General features: G+C 67.6%; 15 protein-coding genes. 6 read left to right on the top strand and 9 right to left on the bottom strand.

All coding sequences use genetic code 11. From position 1 onward, the window contains the following. Positions 1-15 precede the first annotated feature (15 nt). The 3 genes from QRN44_RS13900 to QRN44_RS13890 are packed head-to-tail and all read right to left on the bottom strand — an operon-like array spanning position 16 to position 4,451. Positions 16-759, bottom strand: coding sequence for an ABC transporter ATP-binding protein (locus QRN44_RS13900; RefSeq protein WP_229939008.1), 744 nt, complete (start codon positions 757-759; stop codon positions 16-18). After that, on the bottom strand, positions 756-1,592 hold the full coding sequence (locus QRN44_RS13895) for an ABC transporter permease (RefSeq protein ID WP_064295194.1): 837 nt from the start codon (positions 1,590-1,592) through the stop codon (positions 756-758). Before QRN44_RS13895 ends, QRN44_RS13900 begins: the two co-directional genes overlap by 4 nt. Before the next feature lie 39 nt (positions 1,593-1,631). Further along, positions 1,632-4,451, bottom strand: a complete 2,820-nt coding sequence (locus QRN44_RS13890) for a putative glycosyltransferase family protein (protein ID WP_285039417.1) — start codon at positions 4,449-4,451, stop codon at positions 1,632-1,634. 223 nt (positions 4,452-4,674) lie between these two features. Here QRN44_RS13890 and QRN44_RS13885 point away from each other — a divergent pair, with 223 nt between their 5' ends. Continuing rightward, positions 4,675-5,616 carry a glycosyltransferase family 2 protein gene (locus QRN44_RS13885; protein WP_285039416.1) on the top strand — a complete coding sequence of 314 codons (942 nt, stop codon included), beginning with the start codon at positions 4,675-4,677 and terminating at the stop codon, positions 5,614-5,616. Between the two features lie 3 nt (positions 5,617-5,619). Further along, positions 5,620-6,537, top strand: a complete 918-nt coding sequence (locus QRN44_RS13880) for an NAD-dependent epimerase/dehydratase family protein (RefSeq protein ID WP_071262509.1) — start codon at positions 5,620-5,622, stop codon at positions 6,535-6,537. A 4-nt stretch (positions 6,538-6,541) separates the two neighbouring features. Here QRN44_RS13880 and QRN44_RS13875 read toward each other — a convergent pair whose 3' ends face one another. Continuing rightward, the gene (locus tag QRN44_RS13875; protein ID WP_285039415.1) at positions 6,542-7,756 is read right to left on the bottom strand and encodes a glycosyltransferase; all 1,215 of its coding nucleotides are present in this window, start codon (positions 7,754-7,756) and stop codon (positions 6,542-6,544) included. Between the two features lie 93 nt (positions 7,757-7,849). Between QRN44_RS13875 and QRN44_RS13870 the strand changes: the two genes are divergently transcribed. Further along, complete coding sequence (locus QRN44_RS13870) at positions 7,850-8,803, top strand: lysylphosphatidylglycerol synthase domain-containing protein (protein WP_064295189.1); 954 nt, start codon at positions 7,850-7,852, stop codon at positions 8,801-8,803. Positions 8,804-8,835: 32 nt separating this feature from the next. Here the strand turns inward: QRN44_RS13870 and rfbA are convergent, their stop codons facing one another. The 3 genes from rfbA to QRN44_RS13855 all read right to left on the bottom strand — a co-directional run bounded on the left by rfbA (position 8,836) and on the right by QRN44_RS13855 (position 11,351). Beyond that, entirely contained in the window at positions 8,836-9,702 is an 867-nt protein-coding gene (gene rfbA / locus QRN44_RS13865; protein WP_064295188.1) for a glucose-1-phosphate thymidylyltransferase RfbA, read from the bottom strand. 70 nt (positions 9,703-9,772) lie between these two features. Continuing rightward, positions 9,773-10,741: a class I SAM-dependent methyltransferase gene (locus QRN44_RS13860; RefSeq protein WP_071262511.1), complete on the bottom strand. Its 969-nt coding sequence runs from the start codon at positions 10,739-10,741 to the stop codon at positions 9,773-9,775. Between the two features lie 4 nt (positions 10,742-10,745). Beyond that, positions 10,746-11,351, bottom strand: coding sequence for a dTDP-4-dehydrorhamnose 3,5-epimerase family protein (locus tag QRN44_RS13855; protein WP_064295186.1), 606 nt, complete (start codon positions 11,349-11,351; stop codon positions 10,746-10,748). Between the two features lie 114 nt (positions 11,352-11,465). On the opposite strand from QRN44_RS13855, the gene QRN44_RS13850 reads away from it, so the two are divergent. From QRN44_RS13850 to QRN44_RS13840, 3 genes are all read left to right on the top strand, one after another. Next, on the top strand, positions 11,466-12,038 hold the full coding sequence (locus tag QRN44_RS13850; RefSeq protein ID WP_064295185.1) for a GtrA family protein: 573 nt from the start codon (positions 11,466-11,468) through the stop codon (positions 12,036-12,038). Between the two features lie 108 nt (positions 12,039-12,146). Continuing rightward, the gene (rfbD, locus tag QRN44_RS13845) at positions 12,147-12,998 is read left to right on the top strand and encodes a dTDP-4-dehydrorhamnose reductase (RefSeq protein WP_082916026.1); all 852 of its coding nucleotides are present in this window, start codon (positions 12,147-12,149) and stop codon (positions 12,996-12,998) included. Next, entirely contained in the window at positions 12,995-14,131 is a 1,137-nt protein-coding gene (locus tag QRN44_RS13840; protein ID WP_285039414.1) for a glycosyltransferase family 4 protein, read from the top strand. The genes rfbD and QRN44_RS13840 overlap by 4 nt, the downstream gene beginning before the upstream one ends. A 26-nt stretch (positions 14,132-14,157) precedes the next feature. Here QRN44_RS13840 and QRN44_RS13835 read toward each other — a convergent pair whose 3' ends face one another. Together QRN44_RS13835 and purE are read right to left on the bottom strand one after the other, a co-directional pair. Further along, positions 14,158-15,537 (bottom strand): LCP family protein, encoded by a 1,380-nt coding sequence (locus QRN44_RS13835; RefSeq protein WP_285039413.1) that lies wholly within the window; start codon positions 15,535-15,537, stop codon positions 14,158-14,160. After that, on the bottom strand, positions 15,534-16,055 hold the full coding sequence (gene purE / locus QRN44_RS13830) for a 5-(carboxyamino)imidazole ribonucleotide mutase (protein ID WP_085513536.1): 522 nt from the start codon (positions 16,053-16,055) through the stop codon (positions 15,534-15,536). The genes QRN44_RS13835 and purE overlap by 4 nt, the downstream gene beginning before the upstream one ends. Positions 16,056-16,084: the final 29 nt, after the last annotated feature.

Here is a 16,084-nt window from a genome sequence, read left to right as displayed (position 1 = left end):
CGCCGCTCGCTCCACTCAGCCGGCGTTCTCACCGAGGCTGTTGAGGTAGGCGGCGATCGTCGGAGCGGCCTCACCGCTCTCCACGAGTTCGCCGTGCCGCAACCAGGCCGCGTGATCGCACATCTGCTGCACCGTGTCCATCGAGTGGCTCACCAGGATCACCGTCTTGCCCTGCTGCTTGTACTCGACGAACTTCTGACGGCACTTCTCTTGGAACTCCGCGTCACCGACCGCGAGGACCTCGTCGACGACGAGGACGTCGGGGTCGACGTTGATCGCGACGGAGAAGCCCAGACGCACGTACATTCCGGACGAGTAGTTCTTCACCGGCTGGTCGATGAACTGCTCGACGCCGGAGAAGTCGATGATCGTGTCGAGTTTGCGCTCGATCTCCTTCCGCGACATCCCGAGGATCGACCCGTTCAGGAAGATGTTGTCCCGCCCGGAGAGTTCCGGGTGGAATCCCGAGCCGACCTCGAGCAGCGCGGCGAGCTTGCCGCGCGCGGTGATCGACCCCTGCTCGGGATAGTAGATCTTGGCGAGGCACTTGAGCAGCGTCGACTTGCCCGAGCCGTTCGACCCGATGAGACCGAAGGTCGATCCTTCAGGCACCTCGAACCCGACGTTCTTGAGGGCCCAGAAGTCCTCGTGGACGGAACGACGTCGGCGCATGATGGCCGACTTGATGCTCTGGTTGCGCTCGTGGTAGAGCCGGAACTTCTTGCTGACGTCGTCCACGACGACTGCTGCGGTGCTCACAGGGCCTCCGCCAATCTCTTCTCGTGCCGGCGGAAGACGAGCAGGCCCACGGTGAAGGACACGAGCGCCCAGGCGGCGATGGTGAGCAGGTCGGCGGGGTCGGGGAACCGGTTGTCGTAAAGGAGGTTCCGGAACACGGCCACGAAGTGCTCGAGCGGGTTGATGCGGTAGATGTCGATGATCGTGATCGGCGTCCCGAACAGCGGGCCGTACTTGTCGGACTGCGCTTGCACGAGCGAGATCGGGTAGATGATCGGCGTCGCGTACATCCAGATCTGCATGATGATGCCCATGAAGTACTGCGTGTCGCGGAAGTAGACGTTGGCGATGGACAGCATCAGTGCGAGGCCCGCGGCGAAGATCGCCAGGAGGACCATGGTGAGCACGACGAGCGGCAGCCACGGCAGGACGAACGCACCGAGCAGGCTCAGCGCGATGCAGAGCACGGCCATCTCGAACAACCAGTTGAAGCCGATGGCACCGACCGCGGAGATCGGGAGCACGATGCGCGAGAAGTACACCTTCTGGATCAGTCCGGTGTTCGCGATGAGGGAGCCCATGCCGGTGTTCACCACGTTCGAGAAGAACATCCAGGGCAGGAGCCCGCAGAGGAGCCAGAGCGCGAAGATGTGCAGCCCACTCGGGTCGCCCGTCTGCAGCGGAACCTGGAAGATGAACGAGAACACGAAGGTGTAGATGAGCATCTGCGCCAGCGGGTTCGCCAAGGACCACAGCTGGCCGAAGATGGTTCGCTTGTACTGGCCGCGGATGTCGCGGAGGGTGAGGTTCGCGAGGAGCTCGCGGGATCCGAGGATCTCCTTGACGTAGCTCATCGCACCCCGGGGGTCGGGCGTGAAGACATGCTGACCAATCTAACCTAGAAGTCCTGGGTCACCACTCAGGAGCGATCGCCGGCGGCGGCGGACGAGGAACGCGTCCACGACGACGAGGACCACGACGACGAGCGACGACGCCGCGGTCACCCCCAGACCGACTTGCTGCCCGGGGACCGTGTACTGCAGGACGACACGGTGCTCGCCGGTCGGGACCGCGATGGCCGCGCCGGCATGCTCGGCCGGCAGCAGCTCGACGGGCTTCCCGTCGACCGTCGCCGCCCAGCCCGGTCGGCGAAGCGAGTCCGCGACCACGACCCAGCCTGCTCCATCGGCGACCACCTCGACCTCCATGCGACTGGTGTCGCTGGGAAGGACCGTGACCGCGGCGGTCGAGGCCGCTCGGTCGCTCGCGACCTCCCGAGCATCCTCCGGACGCTCCAGCAGGACGGCCGTGCTCGGAAGGGAGCCGTCCGCCATCGTCGCCACCTGCTCGGCAGGGTCAGTCTCCGTCACCGCGGTCGACGCCCATCTGATCCGATCGAGTGCCGTCGTCCGTTCATAGACGGTGGCGTCGCCCGTGTGCGCGACGCGGAGCCCGTCGTCGGCGGGACGGACGAGCGAGATCCCCAACCGGCCGGAGGGATCGGCTGCGACCGGAGCCGGAATGCCGATGCCGTCGAACCGCAGCTCTGCCACCCAGGCTCGGTCGGCTGGAATGTCCTCGCCTTCCACCGCGACCGACTGGTCGGCGGTCAGCGCGGGAAACCAGGTCGACGTCGTCGCGATCCGTTCATCGGTCACCGCGTCGCGGATGTCGAGGGTGACGGTCACTCCGTCGGGGTCGTCCTGCCCCACGACGCTGTCCGGCAACGCGAACACGACGCCTCGCACCGGGCCGGACTGCACCGCGGAACGGACTCGGTCCCCGTCGGCGACCTGCACCCGGCCGGTGCGGTCGATCGTGCCTTCCGGTTGGCCGAGTACCGTGGCCTCCGGATTGTCGACGACGTATTTGACGGCGAGCCGGTCCAGGATCGGTGAGCGGATCGAGGTCGCGAGATCCCCGGAACGCAGAGCGGAGTACGTCCGGCTGAAGAACGCGTCCGGCTCGACCGCCTCCAGGAGATCCTGCCACTCGCTCGTGTGGAACGCGTGCCCACCGACGGAGCGGAGCCGGTCGATCGTGTTCGTCCCCGGGAGCATCGTCTGGTCTACGGACGCGTACCGGCTCTCCCCGAGTCCGCGCTCCAGGAACCGATGTGTCGCCGTGGTCGGGTAGACCGTCTCCGGGGGCGACTGCGGCCACCACTCGTTCGCGACCACGATCGCCGGCACGACGAGCATGACCGGGAGGATGCAGCCCGCCAGAATGCCGACACGTCGACCACCGACCCAGGCGGCGACGACGACGAGGACGGCGAAGGCCGCGAAGGCTCCGACCACGCCGATGTGCTCGCGCATCGCGGGGATGACGTCGGCGGGCAGCGTCCAGAGCGTGTCGCGAACGGTGAACGCCGCGACGCACCCGATGGCGATCACGACGACGAGCGCCAGGATCCGCCACCAGAGATGACGTCTCGTCCGAGCGCGCCGCAGGAGACGCACCTCCGCTCGCAGCGAGGTCGGATCGATCACCGCGGCGAAGCCGACCGCCGCGAGCAGCGCCAGGAAGAACCCGACGAGGACCCGCAGCCGCGCGATCGGGTTGTTGGAGAAGACCGGAAGCTCCTGGAACGCCGCGAGGATCGGACCGCCCACGAAGGTGAGGACGACACTGAGCGCGAGCGCGACGACGACGAAGGTCAAACTCGGGCGGAGTCGCCGGCTCCGGGGGACGATGAGACCGGCGGCGGCGACCAGGGCCAGTGCTCCGACGCCGATGTAGGACAAGCGCTCGATCGGATTCCCGGCTCCCCAGGTGAGCCCGGCGTCGACATCTCCGACAACCTCCGGTACGAGGAGCGACGCGAGGTCGCCCCAGTGCAGTGACGCGCCGGACGTTGCCGCGCGGGCAGACAGATCGAGGACACTCGACGCGTTCACCGCGAACGGGACGAGCTGCCAAGCGGAGAGACCGACACCGAGCACGACACCGGCGGCACCGGTGCCGACTGCTGACAGCACCCCCTGCCATCGCCGCCGGACGACGATCGACCTCACGAGCAGGTAGGCGCCTCCCGCATAGAGCGCGTAGCCGGCGACCGCCGGGAAGCCACCGAGGAGGAGCGAGGCGACCACGAGCCCGAGGATGGCCACGTCGACCGGTCGGGGACGGATCGCAATGCGGTCGAGCGCCCAGAACAACAACGGCAGCAGGGCCGCCACACGGGTCTGCGGCCAGTTCGTCCAGGAGATCATGAATCCGGACGACGCGAAGATGAGGCTCGCGACCGCCCAGCTCGCGTTCGGCAGCCTCCAGCGCCGCAGGAGCAAGGACATGCCGAGGGTGATGACGACGATCTCGAGGAGCTTCACGTAGCCGGGTGCGGCGCTCACCGGGAGGAACCACCACGGCAGCGACAGCGGGGAGTACACGCCCGAGTTCGGCAGGCCGGCAAGCTCGGCACCACCCGCCGCGTACGGATTCCACGCCGCGAACGAGCCCTCCCGTGCGGCCTCGACGATCAAGGCGGTCTGCGGTACCACGGTGTCGATGGTGTCGCCGATGAAGCGGTTCGTCGGATCCTGCGGCAACCCGATCGACGACTGCCACGGGGCGAAGGAGACCAGCAGGTCGGTGCCGAGGAAACTCGTGACACCGACGAGCGCGGGCCCGATCGTGCACACGACGAAGGCCACCAGTGCAGCCCACGCGATCACGGACACCGCCGACGACCCGAGACTCGGGCCGAGCATCGAGGGATTCCGAGGCGCGGACACGCCGTCGCGAGGTCGCGATCGTTGCACGGCACTCCTCGGGCTCGTCAGGGTCAAAGCCCCCAGTATGCCTCAACCCTCGTGCTGCAACCGGTGACCGCATGACCCGACGGACCTGCTCGGGTCGGCTCCGAGCAGCGACCCGACGGATCCGACGGTACTCTGGGACCGGTCGTATCGCCTACAGTTCCGGAAGTCGCCTATGAAGCTCTTTGTCCAGATCCCGTGCCTGAACGAAGAGGAGACCCTCCCGCTCGTCCTCGAGTCGATTCCGACCTCGATCCCGGGCATCGACGAGATCGAGATCCTCATCATCGACGACGGGTCGACCGACCGCACGATCGAGGTCGCCAAGTCCTACGGCGTGAAGCACTTCGTGAAGCACTCGACGAACATGGGACTGGCCCGGTCGTTCCGCGACGGCGTCGACTACGCCCTGCTCCACGGCGCCGACATCGTGGTGAACACGGACGGCGACAACCAGTACCCGCAGAACCGCATCGGCGACCTGGTCCAGCCCATCCTCGCGGGTGAGGCCGAGATCGTCGTGGCGGACCGGCAGACGGCGCTCATCGAGCACTTCTCCCCGTTCAAGAAGGCGATGCAGCGCTTCGGGAGCTTCATCGTCAACAAGGCGGCGAAGACGACGCTCCCGGATGCGGCCAGCGGGTTCCGCGCGTACTCGAAGTACTCCCTCATCCGGCTCAACATGGTCACCAAGTTCAGCTACTGCATGGAGACGATCATCCAGGCGGGCAACAAACGCCTGGCGATCACGAGCATCCCGGTCACGACGAATCCGAAGACGCGCGAGTCACGACTGTTCCGATCCATCGGCGAGCACATGTACCAGTCGGGTGTCGCGATCGTGCGGGCCTTCCTGATGTACCGGCCCTATGTCGTGTTCGCCGGGCTCGGACTCCTGCTGCTGCTCGCGGGGCTCACCCCGTTCGTCCGGTACCTCATCCTCACGATCGTCCAGGACGAGGGGAACCACCTCCAGAGCCTGCTCGTCGGGGCGACGCTGCTGATGGGCGCGCTCCTGTCCTTCGCCATCGGTGTGGTCGCCGACCTCACCAGGATCAACCGCACGCTCAACGAGGAGATGCTCGACTACCTCAAGCTGCAGCGGTACGGCGGCTGAGCCATGGTGCGCAGCCTCGTCATCGGCGGCAACGGGTTCCTCGGCGGACCACTCGTGGACGCCCTCGTCGAACGCGGTCATGACGTGACGGTGTTCGACCGGTTCCGATCCCCGCGGAACTTCGACACGCGCGACGCGACGATCCTGGCCGGAGACTTCTTCGACCGCAGCGACCTCGCAGCCGCGGTCCGCGGTCAGGACCTCGTGTTCCACTTCCTCTCCACGACCGCGCCGGCGACCTCTGAGAACGACCCTTCGCTCGATCTCCGCACCAATGTGGGACAGACCGTCGAGCTCCTGGGTCTGTGTGCCGACGCCGAGATCGAACGGTTCTACTTCGCCTCCACCGGTGGCGCGATCTACGGCGATCAGGGTCTCGAACGATACCGGGAGACCGACCCGGCCCTCCCCCGCTCCCCGTACGCCATCGGGAAGCTCACGATCGAGCACTACCTCCGGTACTTCCGTGTCAAACGTGGGCTCGACGCGGTGTCACTCCGCATCTCGAATCCGTACGGGCCCGGTCAGCACCCCGGCCGCCGCCAGGGGCTCATCCCCATCGCGCTCGCGAACATCGCCGCGGGCGACGCCATCGTCCGCTACGGCGACGGCAGCATGGTGCGCGACTACCTCTACATCGACGACGCGATCGAGATGATCGCCCGGATCGTCGACGGTGACCCGGCACACTCGGTCTACAACATCGGGAGTGGCGTCGGACACACGGTCTCGGAGGTCCTGGAGGCCATCGCACGGGTCGTCGGCCGACCGCTGGACGTCGCTCCGCGACCTGTCCCGAGCACGTTCGTCGAGACCGTCGTGCTCGAGACCGCACGCTACCGCTCCGAGTTCGGCGCCCCTCCGACGACCCCCCTGGAGCGCGGCATCGCCTCGACCTGGGAACAGCTCGGACGACGCTGACCGATCAGTCGGACGAACGACGACCGACGGCACCCAGCACGTCGTGCAGCAGCGTGCGGTATCGGGAGCCGATCGCCTCGATCGAGAACTGCTCGGCGTGCGTCGCGGCTGCCGCGCCGAGTCGTTCCCGGAGGTCTGGATCGTCAGCGAGCCGCTGGATCGCTCGGAGCAGGGCAGCAGTATCCCGATCGGGTACGACCAAGCCGGTCGCGTCGTCGAGCACGACCTCGTTCAACCCCGGCAGATCCGTCGCGATGATGGCCCGGCCGGCACGCATCGCCTCGAGCAGAGCGACCGGAAGACCGTCCTGATCGCCGGAGGTGGACGCGACCGAGGGGAAGACGACCACGTCGGCACGGCGGTACGCAGCGAACAGCTCGGTGCGCCCCTGCTGACCGATGAAGACCACGGGTAGGCCGGATGCCTCCGTCTCGAGGGCGGTCCGCAGCGGTCCGTCGCCCACGATCTCGAGCTCCAGCGACCCGGCCGGTGCCCGGCGGACGGCCTCGATGAGGTAGGACAGACCCTTCTTCTCGACGAGTCGCCCGACGAACATCAAGCGGGCGGGCACCACGCCTGGAGCCGGTACGGCCTCGTCCGCCCCTGCCGGCTCCGACGCAGGGACCGGAGGCAGATCGGCACCCATCGGGATGACCTGGACGCTTGCAGGCGCTGCGCCCAACGCGATCACGCGGTCACGCATGTCGGCGTTCATGACGGTCACCGCGCCCGCCCGACGCACGATCCGCGCCTTCAGCGCACGCAGCGGAGCGGCGTTCAGCGCGTACAGGTCGCCGCCGAGGGTCGTCACGAGCTGCGGGACGCGTCGGCCGCCGAGCAGGGCCACGACCCCCTGGGGGATGATCCAATGCACATGGAGGACGTCGGGACGGAACTCACGGAGAACACGTCGGAGCGCAATCAGTTGGGCCAGGAACAGCCCTGGAACCTGCAGCCAGCGAATCGGCTTCGCACGCAGGTTCTCGATGATGGCGCCGTCTGCGAGGTCCTCCCAATGCTTCGGAAAATACGGGTATCGCGTGATGTGCAGGTCACCGTCCTGCTCATCCGATGCGGCCCCTGGCACCCGTGGTACCAGGACCCTGGTGTCGAAGTCGAGGGATTCCTGCAGAGCCAGATCCCTCACGAACGCCGGCACGCCGTCGCCGGCACGGGCGGGGAACGTGGAGGCGAGGACGAGGAGACGGGGACGTGGCACGGGACCTCCGGATCGAGCGGGTGCTCCCATCGACGTGCGGCGATCGCCGCACGCACCGGCTGTGGACGCCGTGGGAGATAATGGGCATCTGCCATGAACAAGCTTACCCAGGTCAAACGGCCCCTCCAGATCGCCTTCGCGGTGGTCGTCATCGGCTTCATCACGTGGACCGTCATCCGCAGCTGGGACGACTTCGTCTCGAGCGTGCTCACGATGCAACCGGTCTGGCTGCTCGGTTCTCTCGTGGCCGGCTTCCTCGGCGTCTTCTTCTCGATGCTCGCCTGGCGGGCCGTCGTCATCGCCTTCGGCTACCGCATCTCGGTGCGGGACGCCTCGCACGTCGTGTTCGTGTCCCAGATCGGCAAGTACCTGCCGGGCGGTGTCTGGCCCATCGTCGCCGGCAGCCAGCTCGGCGCGCGCGCGGGCATCCCGACGGGGGTCACGGCGATCACCCTCACAGCCCAGCTGTTGGTGAGCCTCATCGCCGGCTCAACCGTCGCCGCCGGCACGTTCCTCGCGTTTCCGGCACTGGCCGCTTCCTACGGCTGGCTCGTCGTCCTCGCGATCGCCGTCGGCGTCATCGCCCTCCTGCCACCGGTCCTCACGAGGATCATCGGGTTCGCCTTCCGACTCCTCCGCCGGAAGGACCCTCTACCGCCCATCCGGGCCCTCCCGTTGACCGCAGCCATCGGATGGTCGCTCATCAGCTGGGTGTGCTTCGGCGTCCATCTCTGGACCATCGTCACGTCGCTGGGCACATTCGATCCGGGTCTGCTGCCGCTCGCGACCTCGGGCTACGCCCTGGCCTGGGTCGCGGGGTTCCTCGCGATCATCGCGCCCGCCGGCGCTGGCGTCCGGGAGGCGATCCTCGCCCTCGTGCTCACCAGTGTCGTCCCGGTCGGCTCGGTCCTCGGTATCGTGCTCGTGAGCCGGTTCGGACTCATCGTCATCGACGTCGCCGTGTGCCTGTACGCGCTCGCTGTCGCACGGATCAGGCCCGGCACCCCAGCGGTCGGACGACCTACTGCGGCACCGGGCCCGGAGTGACGATCCGTGCGCTCAGCGCGGGGTGACGAGCGTCATGCCTGCGCGAGCAGGGTCTGCAGGTAACGTCCGTATCCGCTCTTGACCAGAGGAGCGGCGAGGACGGCCAGCTGCTTGTCGTCGATCCACCCGGCGCGCCATGCGATCTCCTCGATGCACCCGACCTTGAACCCCTGACGGTCCTCGATGACCCGGACGTACTCGGATGCCTGCATCATCGACTCGAAGGTGCCGGTGTCGAGCCAGGCGGTGCCGCGATCGAGGACCTGGACCTGCAGCGATCCCTGCTCGAGGTAGCGCTCGTTGACGGTCGAGATCTCGAGCTCGCCGCGAGCGGATGGCTCGATCGTCTTCGCGATCTCGACGACCGAGTTGTCGTAGAAGTACAGACCGGGGACGGCGTAGTTGCTCTTCGGCTTCGCCGGCTTCTCCTCGATCGAGATCGCCGTGAAGTCGTCATCGAACTCGACGACGCCGTAGGCGGTCGGGTCGGCGACCTGATAGGCGAAGATCAGCGCACCGTCGATGCTGTTGTGATTGCGGAGGGCTGAGCCGAGTCCCGTGCCGTGGAAGATGTTGTCGCCGAGGACGAGCGCGACGCTCTCGTCGCCGATGAACTCCTCACCGATGATGAACGCCTGGGCGAGGCCGTCGGGCGAGGGCTGGACCGCGTACTCGATGCGGATGCCGAGCTCGGCCCCGGTCCCGAGGAGCGCGCGGAACTGCTCGTTGTACTCCGGCGTGGTGATGATGAGGATCTCGTCGATCCCGGCCATCATCAGCGTCGACAGGGGGTAGTAGATCATCGGTTTGTCGTAGATGGGCATCAACTGCTTCGAGATGCCCTTGGTGATCGGCCACAGTCGCGTGCCGGATCCTCCGGCCAGAATGATTCCTCGCATAACTCATGCAGTCTAGTCGGAGTTCGCCACGGCGATCCGACGCCGCCGAGACGGTCGTGGTCGGCGCGATTCAGTCCGCGCGACGCCTCACCACTCCGCTGACCTTTCGCACGGGAGCCGTGAGCTTCCAGCTGGTACTTGTTCGCACCGCTTCGAGCTGCTGGCGGAGGCCGAGGTTTTCGGCTTCAGCGGCCGCGACGAGCTGTTCGGCATGCTCGAGTTCGGCCCCTCGTTCCTCGAGGGCAGCCCCTCGTTCCTCGAGAGCCACCCGCACAGCGGCATCGTCGTCCCGCCCCGCGACGATGGCGGACAAGTCCGCACCGAGCCGCGCGTAGGCGTCGCGGACGCGTTCAGGTTCCCGAGCCGCGACCTCGAAGAACCGGACCATCGTCTCGGGCAGCTCGGAACCGACGCCCAGGACACCGAGGCCGTGATTGTGCTCGAAGGTGAACGAGGGGTGGCGGGTCTTGATCTCGTCCCAGAACCGCCAGACGCCGAACCCCTCCTGGTGCTCCGCGATGTCGTGGAAGAGGACCACGGCGCGCTCGGAGAGCTTGGGCCGCCAGGACTCGTAGTCGTGCAGGACGTCCTCGTAGCCGTGACGCCCGTCGATGTGGAGGAGGTCGATGGTGCCGTCGGCGAACTGGTCGACGGAGTCGTCGAAGTACCCTCGCAGCAGGGTCGATGAGGATCCGAACTCCCGGTCGTTCACGCCCGTGACGTACTCGTAGACCTCTTCACCGTAAGCACCCGCGTGGTCGTCGCCCTGCCAGGTGTCGAGCGCGAAGGATTTCGTCTCCAAGCCGAGGCGACGGAACGCCTCGCAGAAGGTGAAGTAGGAGTAACCGTAGTGCGTGCCGAGTTCGGCGAAGACACGTGGTCGGACGGCATCGGCGATCCAGAAGGCGAATGGCGCGTGCTCGACCCACGCCGAGAGCGGGAAGAACCTCGGCTGCCAGAAGGCCGTGGGACCGAGCCAGTCGGGCTCGATCACCACGGGTGCCGAGCCGACGAGCGACCGGTTGGCGGGCTCGCTCATGCGATCAGCTCGACCGGAGCGACGCGTAGAACGCGCGGGCGTCGTCCCACGTCGGCAGCAGGCCGGCCGCTGCCGCCTCCGACAGGCCGGGAGCCTCGGTGTCCTTCGGCGACAGGAGCGGTGTTCCTGCCGCGTCCGGGATGACGAGTCCGATCTCCGGGTCGAGCGGGTTGATGCCATGCTCGCGGTCAGGACGGTACACGTCGGTGACGAGGTAGCTGACGGTCGCATCGTCGGTCAGCGCCACGAAGCAGTGCCCGAGCCCCTCGGAGATGAAGATCGCCTTGCGGTCGGTGTCGTCGAGCAGCACCGAGTCGACCTGGCCGAACGTCGGCGAACCGACGCGGATGTCGATGACGTAGTCGAGGACCGCGCCACGCGTCGCCGTGACGTACTTCGCCTGCCCGATCGGGATGTCGGCGAAGTGGATGCCACGGACGGAGCCGCGCTTGGACACGGACGTGTTCGACTGGGCGAGCTTGATCGAGCGACCGCTCGCCTCCTCGAGCTTGTCGAAGCGGTACCACTCCAGGAAGACACCTCGGTCGTCGCCGAACTGCTTCGGCGTGATCTCGTAGCTGTCTGGGACGTTCAGTTCTCGGATCTGCACCCGGCGATCCTACCAATCCGTCGACTGCCGCGGCACTCTGTGACAACGCTCACAGCGCACGGAGCGGCGTCCCCTGTGATACTCGAACGATCGGTTTCGTCGTTTGGGAGCAACATGGAGCGCCTCAAGAGGCTCGCAGAGCGCGTCTGGTTCGGCATCGCGCAGTACGCGCTCAAGTTCGGCGTCGTCGGGCTCATCGGGTTCGGCATCGACATCGCCCTGTTCAACCTGCTGCGGCTCGGCGTGTTCGGACACGATCACGCCCTGCAGTCGCCCATCGGGGCGAAGGCCGTCAGCGTCTCGGTCGCCATCGTCTTCAACTGGATCGGCAATCGCTACTGGACGTTCCGTGAGCACCGTCGCAAGAACTTCGTCCTCGAGCTCGTCGAGTACGTGGTCGTGTCGCTCGGCGGCATGGGGATCGCGCTCCTCTGCCTCTACATCAGCCACTACGTTCTCGGGTACGACACGCTCCTCGCCGACAACATCGCGAGCAACGTCATCGGGCTGGGCCTCGGCACGCTGTTCCGGTTCGCCTTGTACCGCTACTGGGTCTACGGGCACCATCGTAAGGACGGTCTCGCATCGGCAGCCCGCGTCGAGGAAGCACAGCGGACGATCTTCGAAGAACCCCCATCGCGGACCGGCACGGTCAGGGAGCCGACAGACCGCCCTTCCCTCGGCTGAGGCGGACACCGGTTCCGCGGCGGCTCGGGGTGTCAGGTCCCGACCGTCCAGACCTCCCGAAGCCCCACACGTTACGATGACTTCGCCCCATCGGAGAGGAACCACACCTTGTCTTATCTCATCACCGGAGCCTCCGGCATGCTCGGCCATGACCTGCAGGAGGCCCTCGTGGGCCGTCCGGTCACCGCCCTCGGCCGCGCCGAGCTCGACGTGACGGATCTCGAGGCCGTCCGCGCCGCCGTCGCCGGCCACTCGGCGGTCATCAACGCTGCCGCATACACGAAGGTGGACGACGCCGAATCGAACGAGGCCGACGCGGCCGCGGTGAACGCCGTCGGAGCCCGCAACCTCGCGGTGGCCGCTCGTGAGGCCGGTGCGAAGTTGGTCCAGGTGTCCACCGACTACGTCTTCGACGGCTCCGCCACCTCGCCGTACCAGGAGGACCACCCGCTCGCGCCGATCAGCGCCTACGGCCGGACGAAGGCCGACGGTGAGCGTGCCGTCCTCGCGGAACACCCGGACGGGTCGTACATCGTCCGTACGGCCTGGCTGTACGGGAAGAACGGACCGAACTTCGCCGCGACGATGGCGAAGCTGGCGGCGAACGGCGTCGATCCGGGCGTCGTGACCGACCAGCTGGGACAGCCGACCTGGACGGCGGACCTGGCTGCGCAGATCGTCGCGCTGCTCGATGCTGACGCGCCGGCTGGGGTGTACCACGGCACGAACGGTGGGCAGGCCTCCTGGTACGAGTTCGCACAGGCCGTCTTCGCGGCGGTCGGCGCGGACCCTGCCCGGGTCTCCCCCACCGACAGCTCCGCCTTCGTCCGTCCTGCGCCGCGCCCCGCCTACTCGGTGCTGGGCCACGACGCCTGGGCCGTCGCAGGTCTGGCGCCGATGCGCGACTGGCGCGAGGCCTTCGAAGCAGCGACGCAGCACGGCGTCGTGACGGCACCGTGACGACACTCCGGGTCGTCGTCGACCAGATCGTCGCTCCGGTGGCAGGTGGTGTCGGCCGGTACTCCGAGGAACTCACCCGCGAGATCATCGCGAGCGCACCTCCCGGCTGCGACGTCGAAGGCATCGTGTCCGCGGTGTCGAAGGAGAAGGTCGACCTCCTCGAATCGAAGCTGCCGGGCCTCGCAGCCCTGCACCGCACGACGCTGCCCCGACGTGAGCTCAGCGCCGCCTGGCAGCTCGGTATCGTCACGCCCGGCGCCGGCAACGGCATGGTGCACGCGCCGGGTCTCCTCGCTCCGCTCAGCAGGCACGACCGCATCAACGACGGCAATCAGATCGTCGTCACCATCCATGACACGCTCGCCTGGTCGCACCCGTCCTCGCTGACGCCCTTGTCGGTCAGCTGGCAGAAGGCCATGGTGAAACGCGCCCGAAAACACGCCGACGCCATCGTCGTGCCGACCCATGCCGTGGCAGACGAACTGCGTCAAATCATCGACCTCGGCGACCGGGTCCGCGTCATCGGAGGCGCCGCCGCATCGACCCTCGCCCTCCCCACGGATGCCGACGGCCGAGCACGGACGCTCGACCTCCCCTCGGAGTACCTCGTCTCGGTCGGCTCACTCGACCCGCGTCGCGGCATCACCGAGCTCATCACCGGGCTCGGTCGTCCGGGAGCGCCTGACCTGCCGCTCCTCATCGTCGGCACCGACAGTTGGGGAGACGTCACACTCGCGCAGGTCGCCGACGAGGCCGGTCTTCCGGAGGGCCGCGTGCGAGCACTCGGATTCCTCGACGACGCCGACCTGGCCGTCGTCCTCGACCGCGCCACCGCACTCGTGTACCCGAGTCTGGCCGAGGGTTTCGGCCTCCCGCTCGTCGAGGCCTTCCGCTTCGGCACGCCCGTCATCCACTCCGACGTGCCCGCGCTCGTCGAGGTCGGCGGCGGAGCCGGTGTCGTCGTCGAGTCCGGTGCGAAGGGCTACGCGGACCGTCTCATCGCCACCATCAACGACGTCGTCGGTGACACCGAACGACTCGCTCGACTGCGGATCCTCGGCATGGACCGCGAGCAGGCGTTCAGCTGGCGTGACTCCGCAGAGCGCGTCTGGCAGTTGCACGCCGAGATCTGACCGGTCCCGGTGGGCCGGTCGCGGGGTCAACCCGCGTCGGTCGGATCCGCGGTCGGTGTCGGCGGCCAGAGCGTGTCCTGGACGGTCTGCTTGATGAGCCCGTAGTCAGGTTCGGTGGGGTCGATGAGCGGCGGCACGAACTCCACGCTCGCGAGACCTGCGGCCTTCGTCTTCCCGGCGAGGTTCACGAAGTACCCGAGCATCGACTGCGGGACATCCGTCTTCACGACGTCCGGGCTCGCCGCGGCGATCTCCTGGAAGCGCAACAGAACGTTCGTCGGGTTGAACTGCTTGAGCATCGCGTCCTGAAGTTCGCGCTGGCGCGCGATCCGGTCGTAGTCGCTCGTCGAGTGCCTGGAGCGCGCGTACATGAGTGCCGTCCGACCGTCCATGACCTGCTTACCGGGCTCGATCCACTCGGTGACGTCGTTGAGGTCCTCATCGCCGTCCATCGGGAGCCGCTGCGTCGGCGTCATGGTGATGCCGCCGAGCGCGTCGATAAGCGTCGCGAAGCCCTGCATGTCCACGAGCACGTAGTACTGGATCTTCAGGCCGGTGGCGCCTTCGGCCGCCTGCTTCATGGCCTCGATGCCCGGCTCACTTCCTGCGGCCTCGGCCTTCGGGAACAGCTCGGGGTTCTTGAGCTGGATCTCGGTATAGATGGAGTTCAGCTGGCAGACGTCGACGTCGCAGTCGTCCTCGTAGCCGTAGCCGTTCGGATACAGCGAGGCCATCTCGGAGCCCTCCGGGAACGGGACGGGGTCGAGGTCGCGCGGGAGCCCGAATGCGGTCGCTTTGCCCGTTTCGGCGTTGACGGCGACGACCGAGGTGCTGTCGGGTCGCAGTCCCTCGCGGTCGGCGCCGGCGTCACCCCCGAGGAGGAGGAAGGTGTAGTACCCGTCGACCGGTTCGACCGGTGCGGTCTGGGCGAAGATCGAGCCGATCGTGCCACGTGCGGAGCCCGCCACGACCGCACCATAGCCCGCTGTCCCGGCGACCGCGACGAGTGCCAACGTGGCGAAGAGCGCGACGCCGAGCCGCGCGTTCGGAGAGGCCCGCACGAGGCGGACGAGGCGCAGCGTGTCGAGGGTGAGGACGACCCACAGGACGGCGTAGAGAGCGAGGAGCACCTGCACGGCGGTCAGGGTGAACCAGTTCGTCGCGACGGTGATGACCGGGGCGGGCCAGAGCAGGTAGGCGACGACGGCCACGATCGCCACCACCCAGAGCGACAGGGTGCAGAAGAGTCCGAACCGCCCGAGCTTCCGGTTGCCGGCGAGCACCTGCGCGGAGCCGGGGATCAGGAGGTTGAGGACGACGAGCCACCAGGCACGCTTGGTCATCACCTCGCGTGAACGGGTGTCGGGAAACCGCATCGGCTTCGCGGCGGTGGCTGCACTCGTCATAGCTGCGCTTTGAGGTTCCGGTTCTTCTCCTCGACCGAGTCGGCGAGGGCCTCGGCGTAGGCGACGAGCGCCTGGTGCAGGGCGTCGTCGGCCGTGGCGAGGATCTTGACGGCGATCAGCGCCGCGTTCTTCGCGCCGCCGATCGACACGGTCGCGACCGGCACGCCCGCGGGCATCTGCACGATCGACAGCAGTGAGTCGAGACCGTCGAGGCGTGACAGTGGGACCGGGACGCCGACCACCGGGAGGGTGGTGACGGAGGCGAGCATCCCGGGCAGGTGGGCTGCACCACCGGCACCGGCGATGACCACCTTCACCCCGCGACCGTGGGCGGCTTTGCCGTAGGCGATCATCTTCTCGGGCGTGCGGTGGGCCGACAGCACCTCGACCTCGAACGGCACGCCGAAGTCGCGGAGCACCTGCGCCGCATCGCTCATGACGTTCCAGTCGGAGTCCGAGCCCATCACGACGCCGACGAGCGGCGGGGCGTCAGGGGACGGGGCGGAGTTCTCGGGCATGAGCACCATCGTAGATCGCAGTGTCTGAA

The sequence above is a fragment of the Plantibacter sp. lyk4-40-MEA-4 genome, assembly GCF_030209415.1.
Taxonomy (GTDB): Bacteria; Actinomycetota; Actinomycetes; order Actinomycetales; family Microbacteriaceae; genus Plantibacter; species Plantibacter flavus_A.
This window is presented reverse-complemented; position numbering and strand designations above follow the sequence as displayed.

Bases quoted from the DNA above. Each gene is read 5' to 3' on its own strand.
- purE (WP_085513536.1), bottom strand. From the start codon at position 16,055: ATGCCCGAGAACTCCGCCCCGTCCCCTGACGCCCCGCCGCTCGTCGGC.
- QRN44_RS13850 (WP_064295185.1), top strand. From the start codon at position 11,466: ATGGAGCGCCTCAAGAGGCTCGCAGAGCGCGTCTGGTTCGGCATCGCG.
- QRN44_RS13880 (WP_071262509.1), top strand. From the start codon at position 5,620: ATGGTGCGCAGCCTCGTCATCGGCGGCAACGGGTTCCTCGGCGGACCA.
- QRN44_RS13885 (WP_285039416.1), top strand. From the start codon at position 4,675: ATGAAGCTCTTTGTCCAGATCCCGTGCCTGAACGAAGAGGAGACCCTC.
- QRN44_RS13870 (WP_064295189.1), top strand. From the start codon at position 7,850: ATGAACAAGCTTACCCAGGTCAAACGGCCCCTCCAGATCGCCTTCGCG.
- QRN44_RS13890 (WP_285039417.1), bottom strand. From the start codon at position 4,451: ATGCTCGGCCCGAGTCTCGGGTCGTCGGCGGTGTCCGTGATCGCGTGG.
- rfbA (WP_064295188.1), bottom strand. From the start codon at position 9,702: ATGCGAGGAATCATTCTGGCCGGAGGATCCGGCACGCGACTGTGGCCG.
- QRN44_RS13860 (WP_071262511.1), bottom strand. From the start codon at position 10,741: ATGAGCGAGCCCGCCAACCGGTCGCTCGTCGGCTCGGCACCCGTGGTG.
- QRN44_RS13835 (WP_285039413.1), bottom strand. From the start codon at position 15,537: ATGACGAGTGCAGCCACCGCCGCGAAGCCGATGCGGTTTCCCGACACC.
- QRN44_RS13895 (WP_064295194.1), bottom strand. From the start codon at position 1,592: ATGAGCTACGTCAAGGAGATCCTCGGATCCCGCGAGCTCCTCGCGAAC.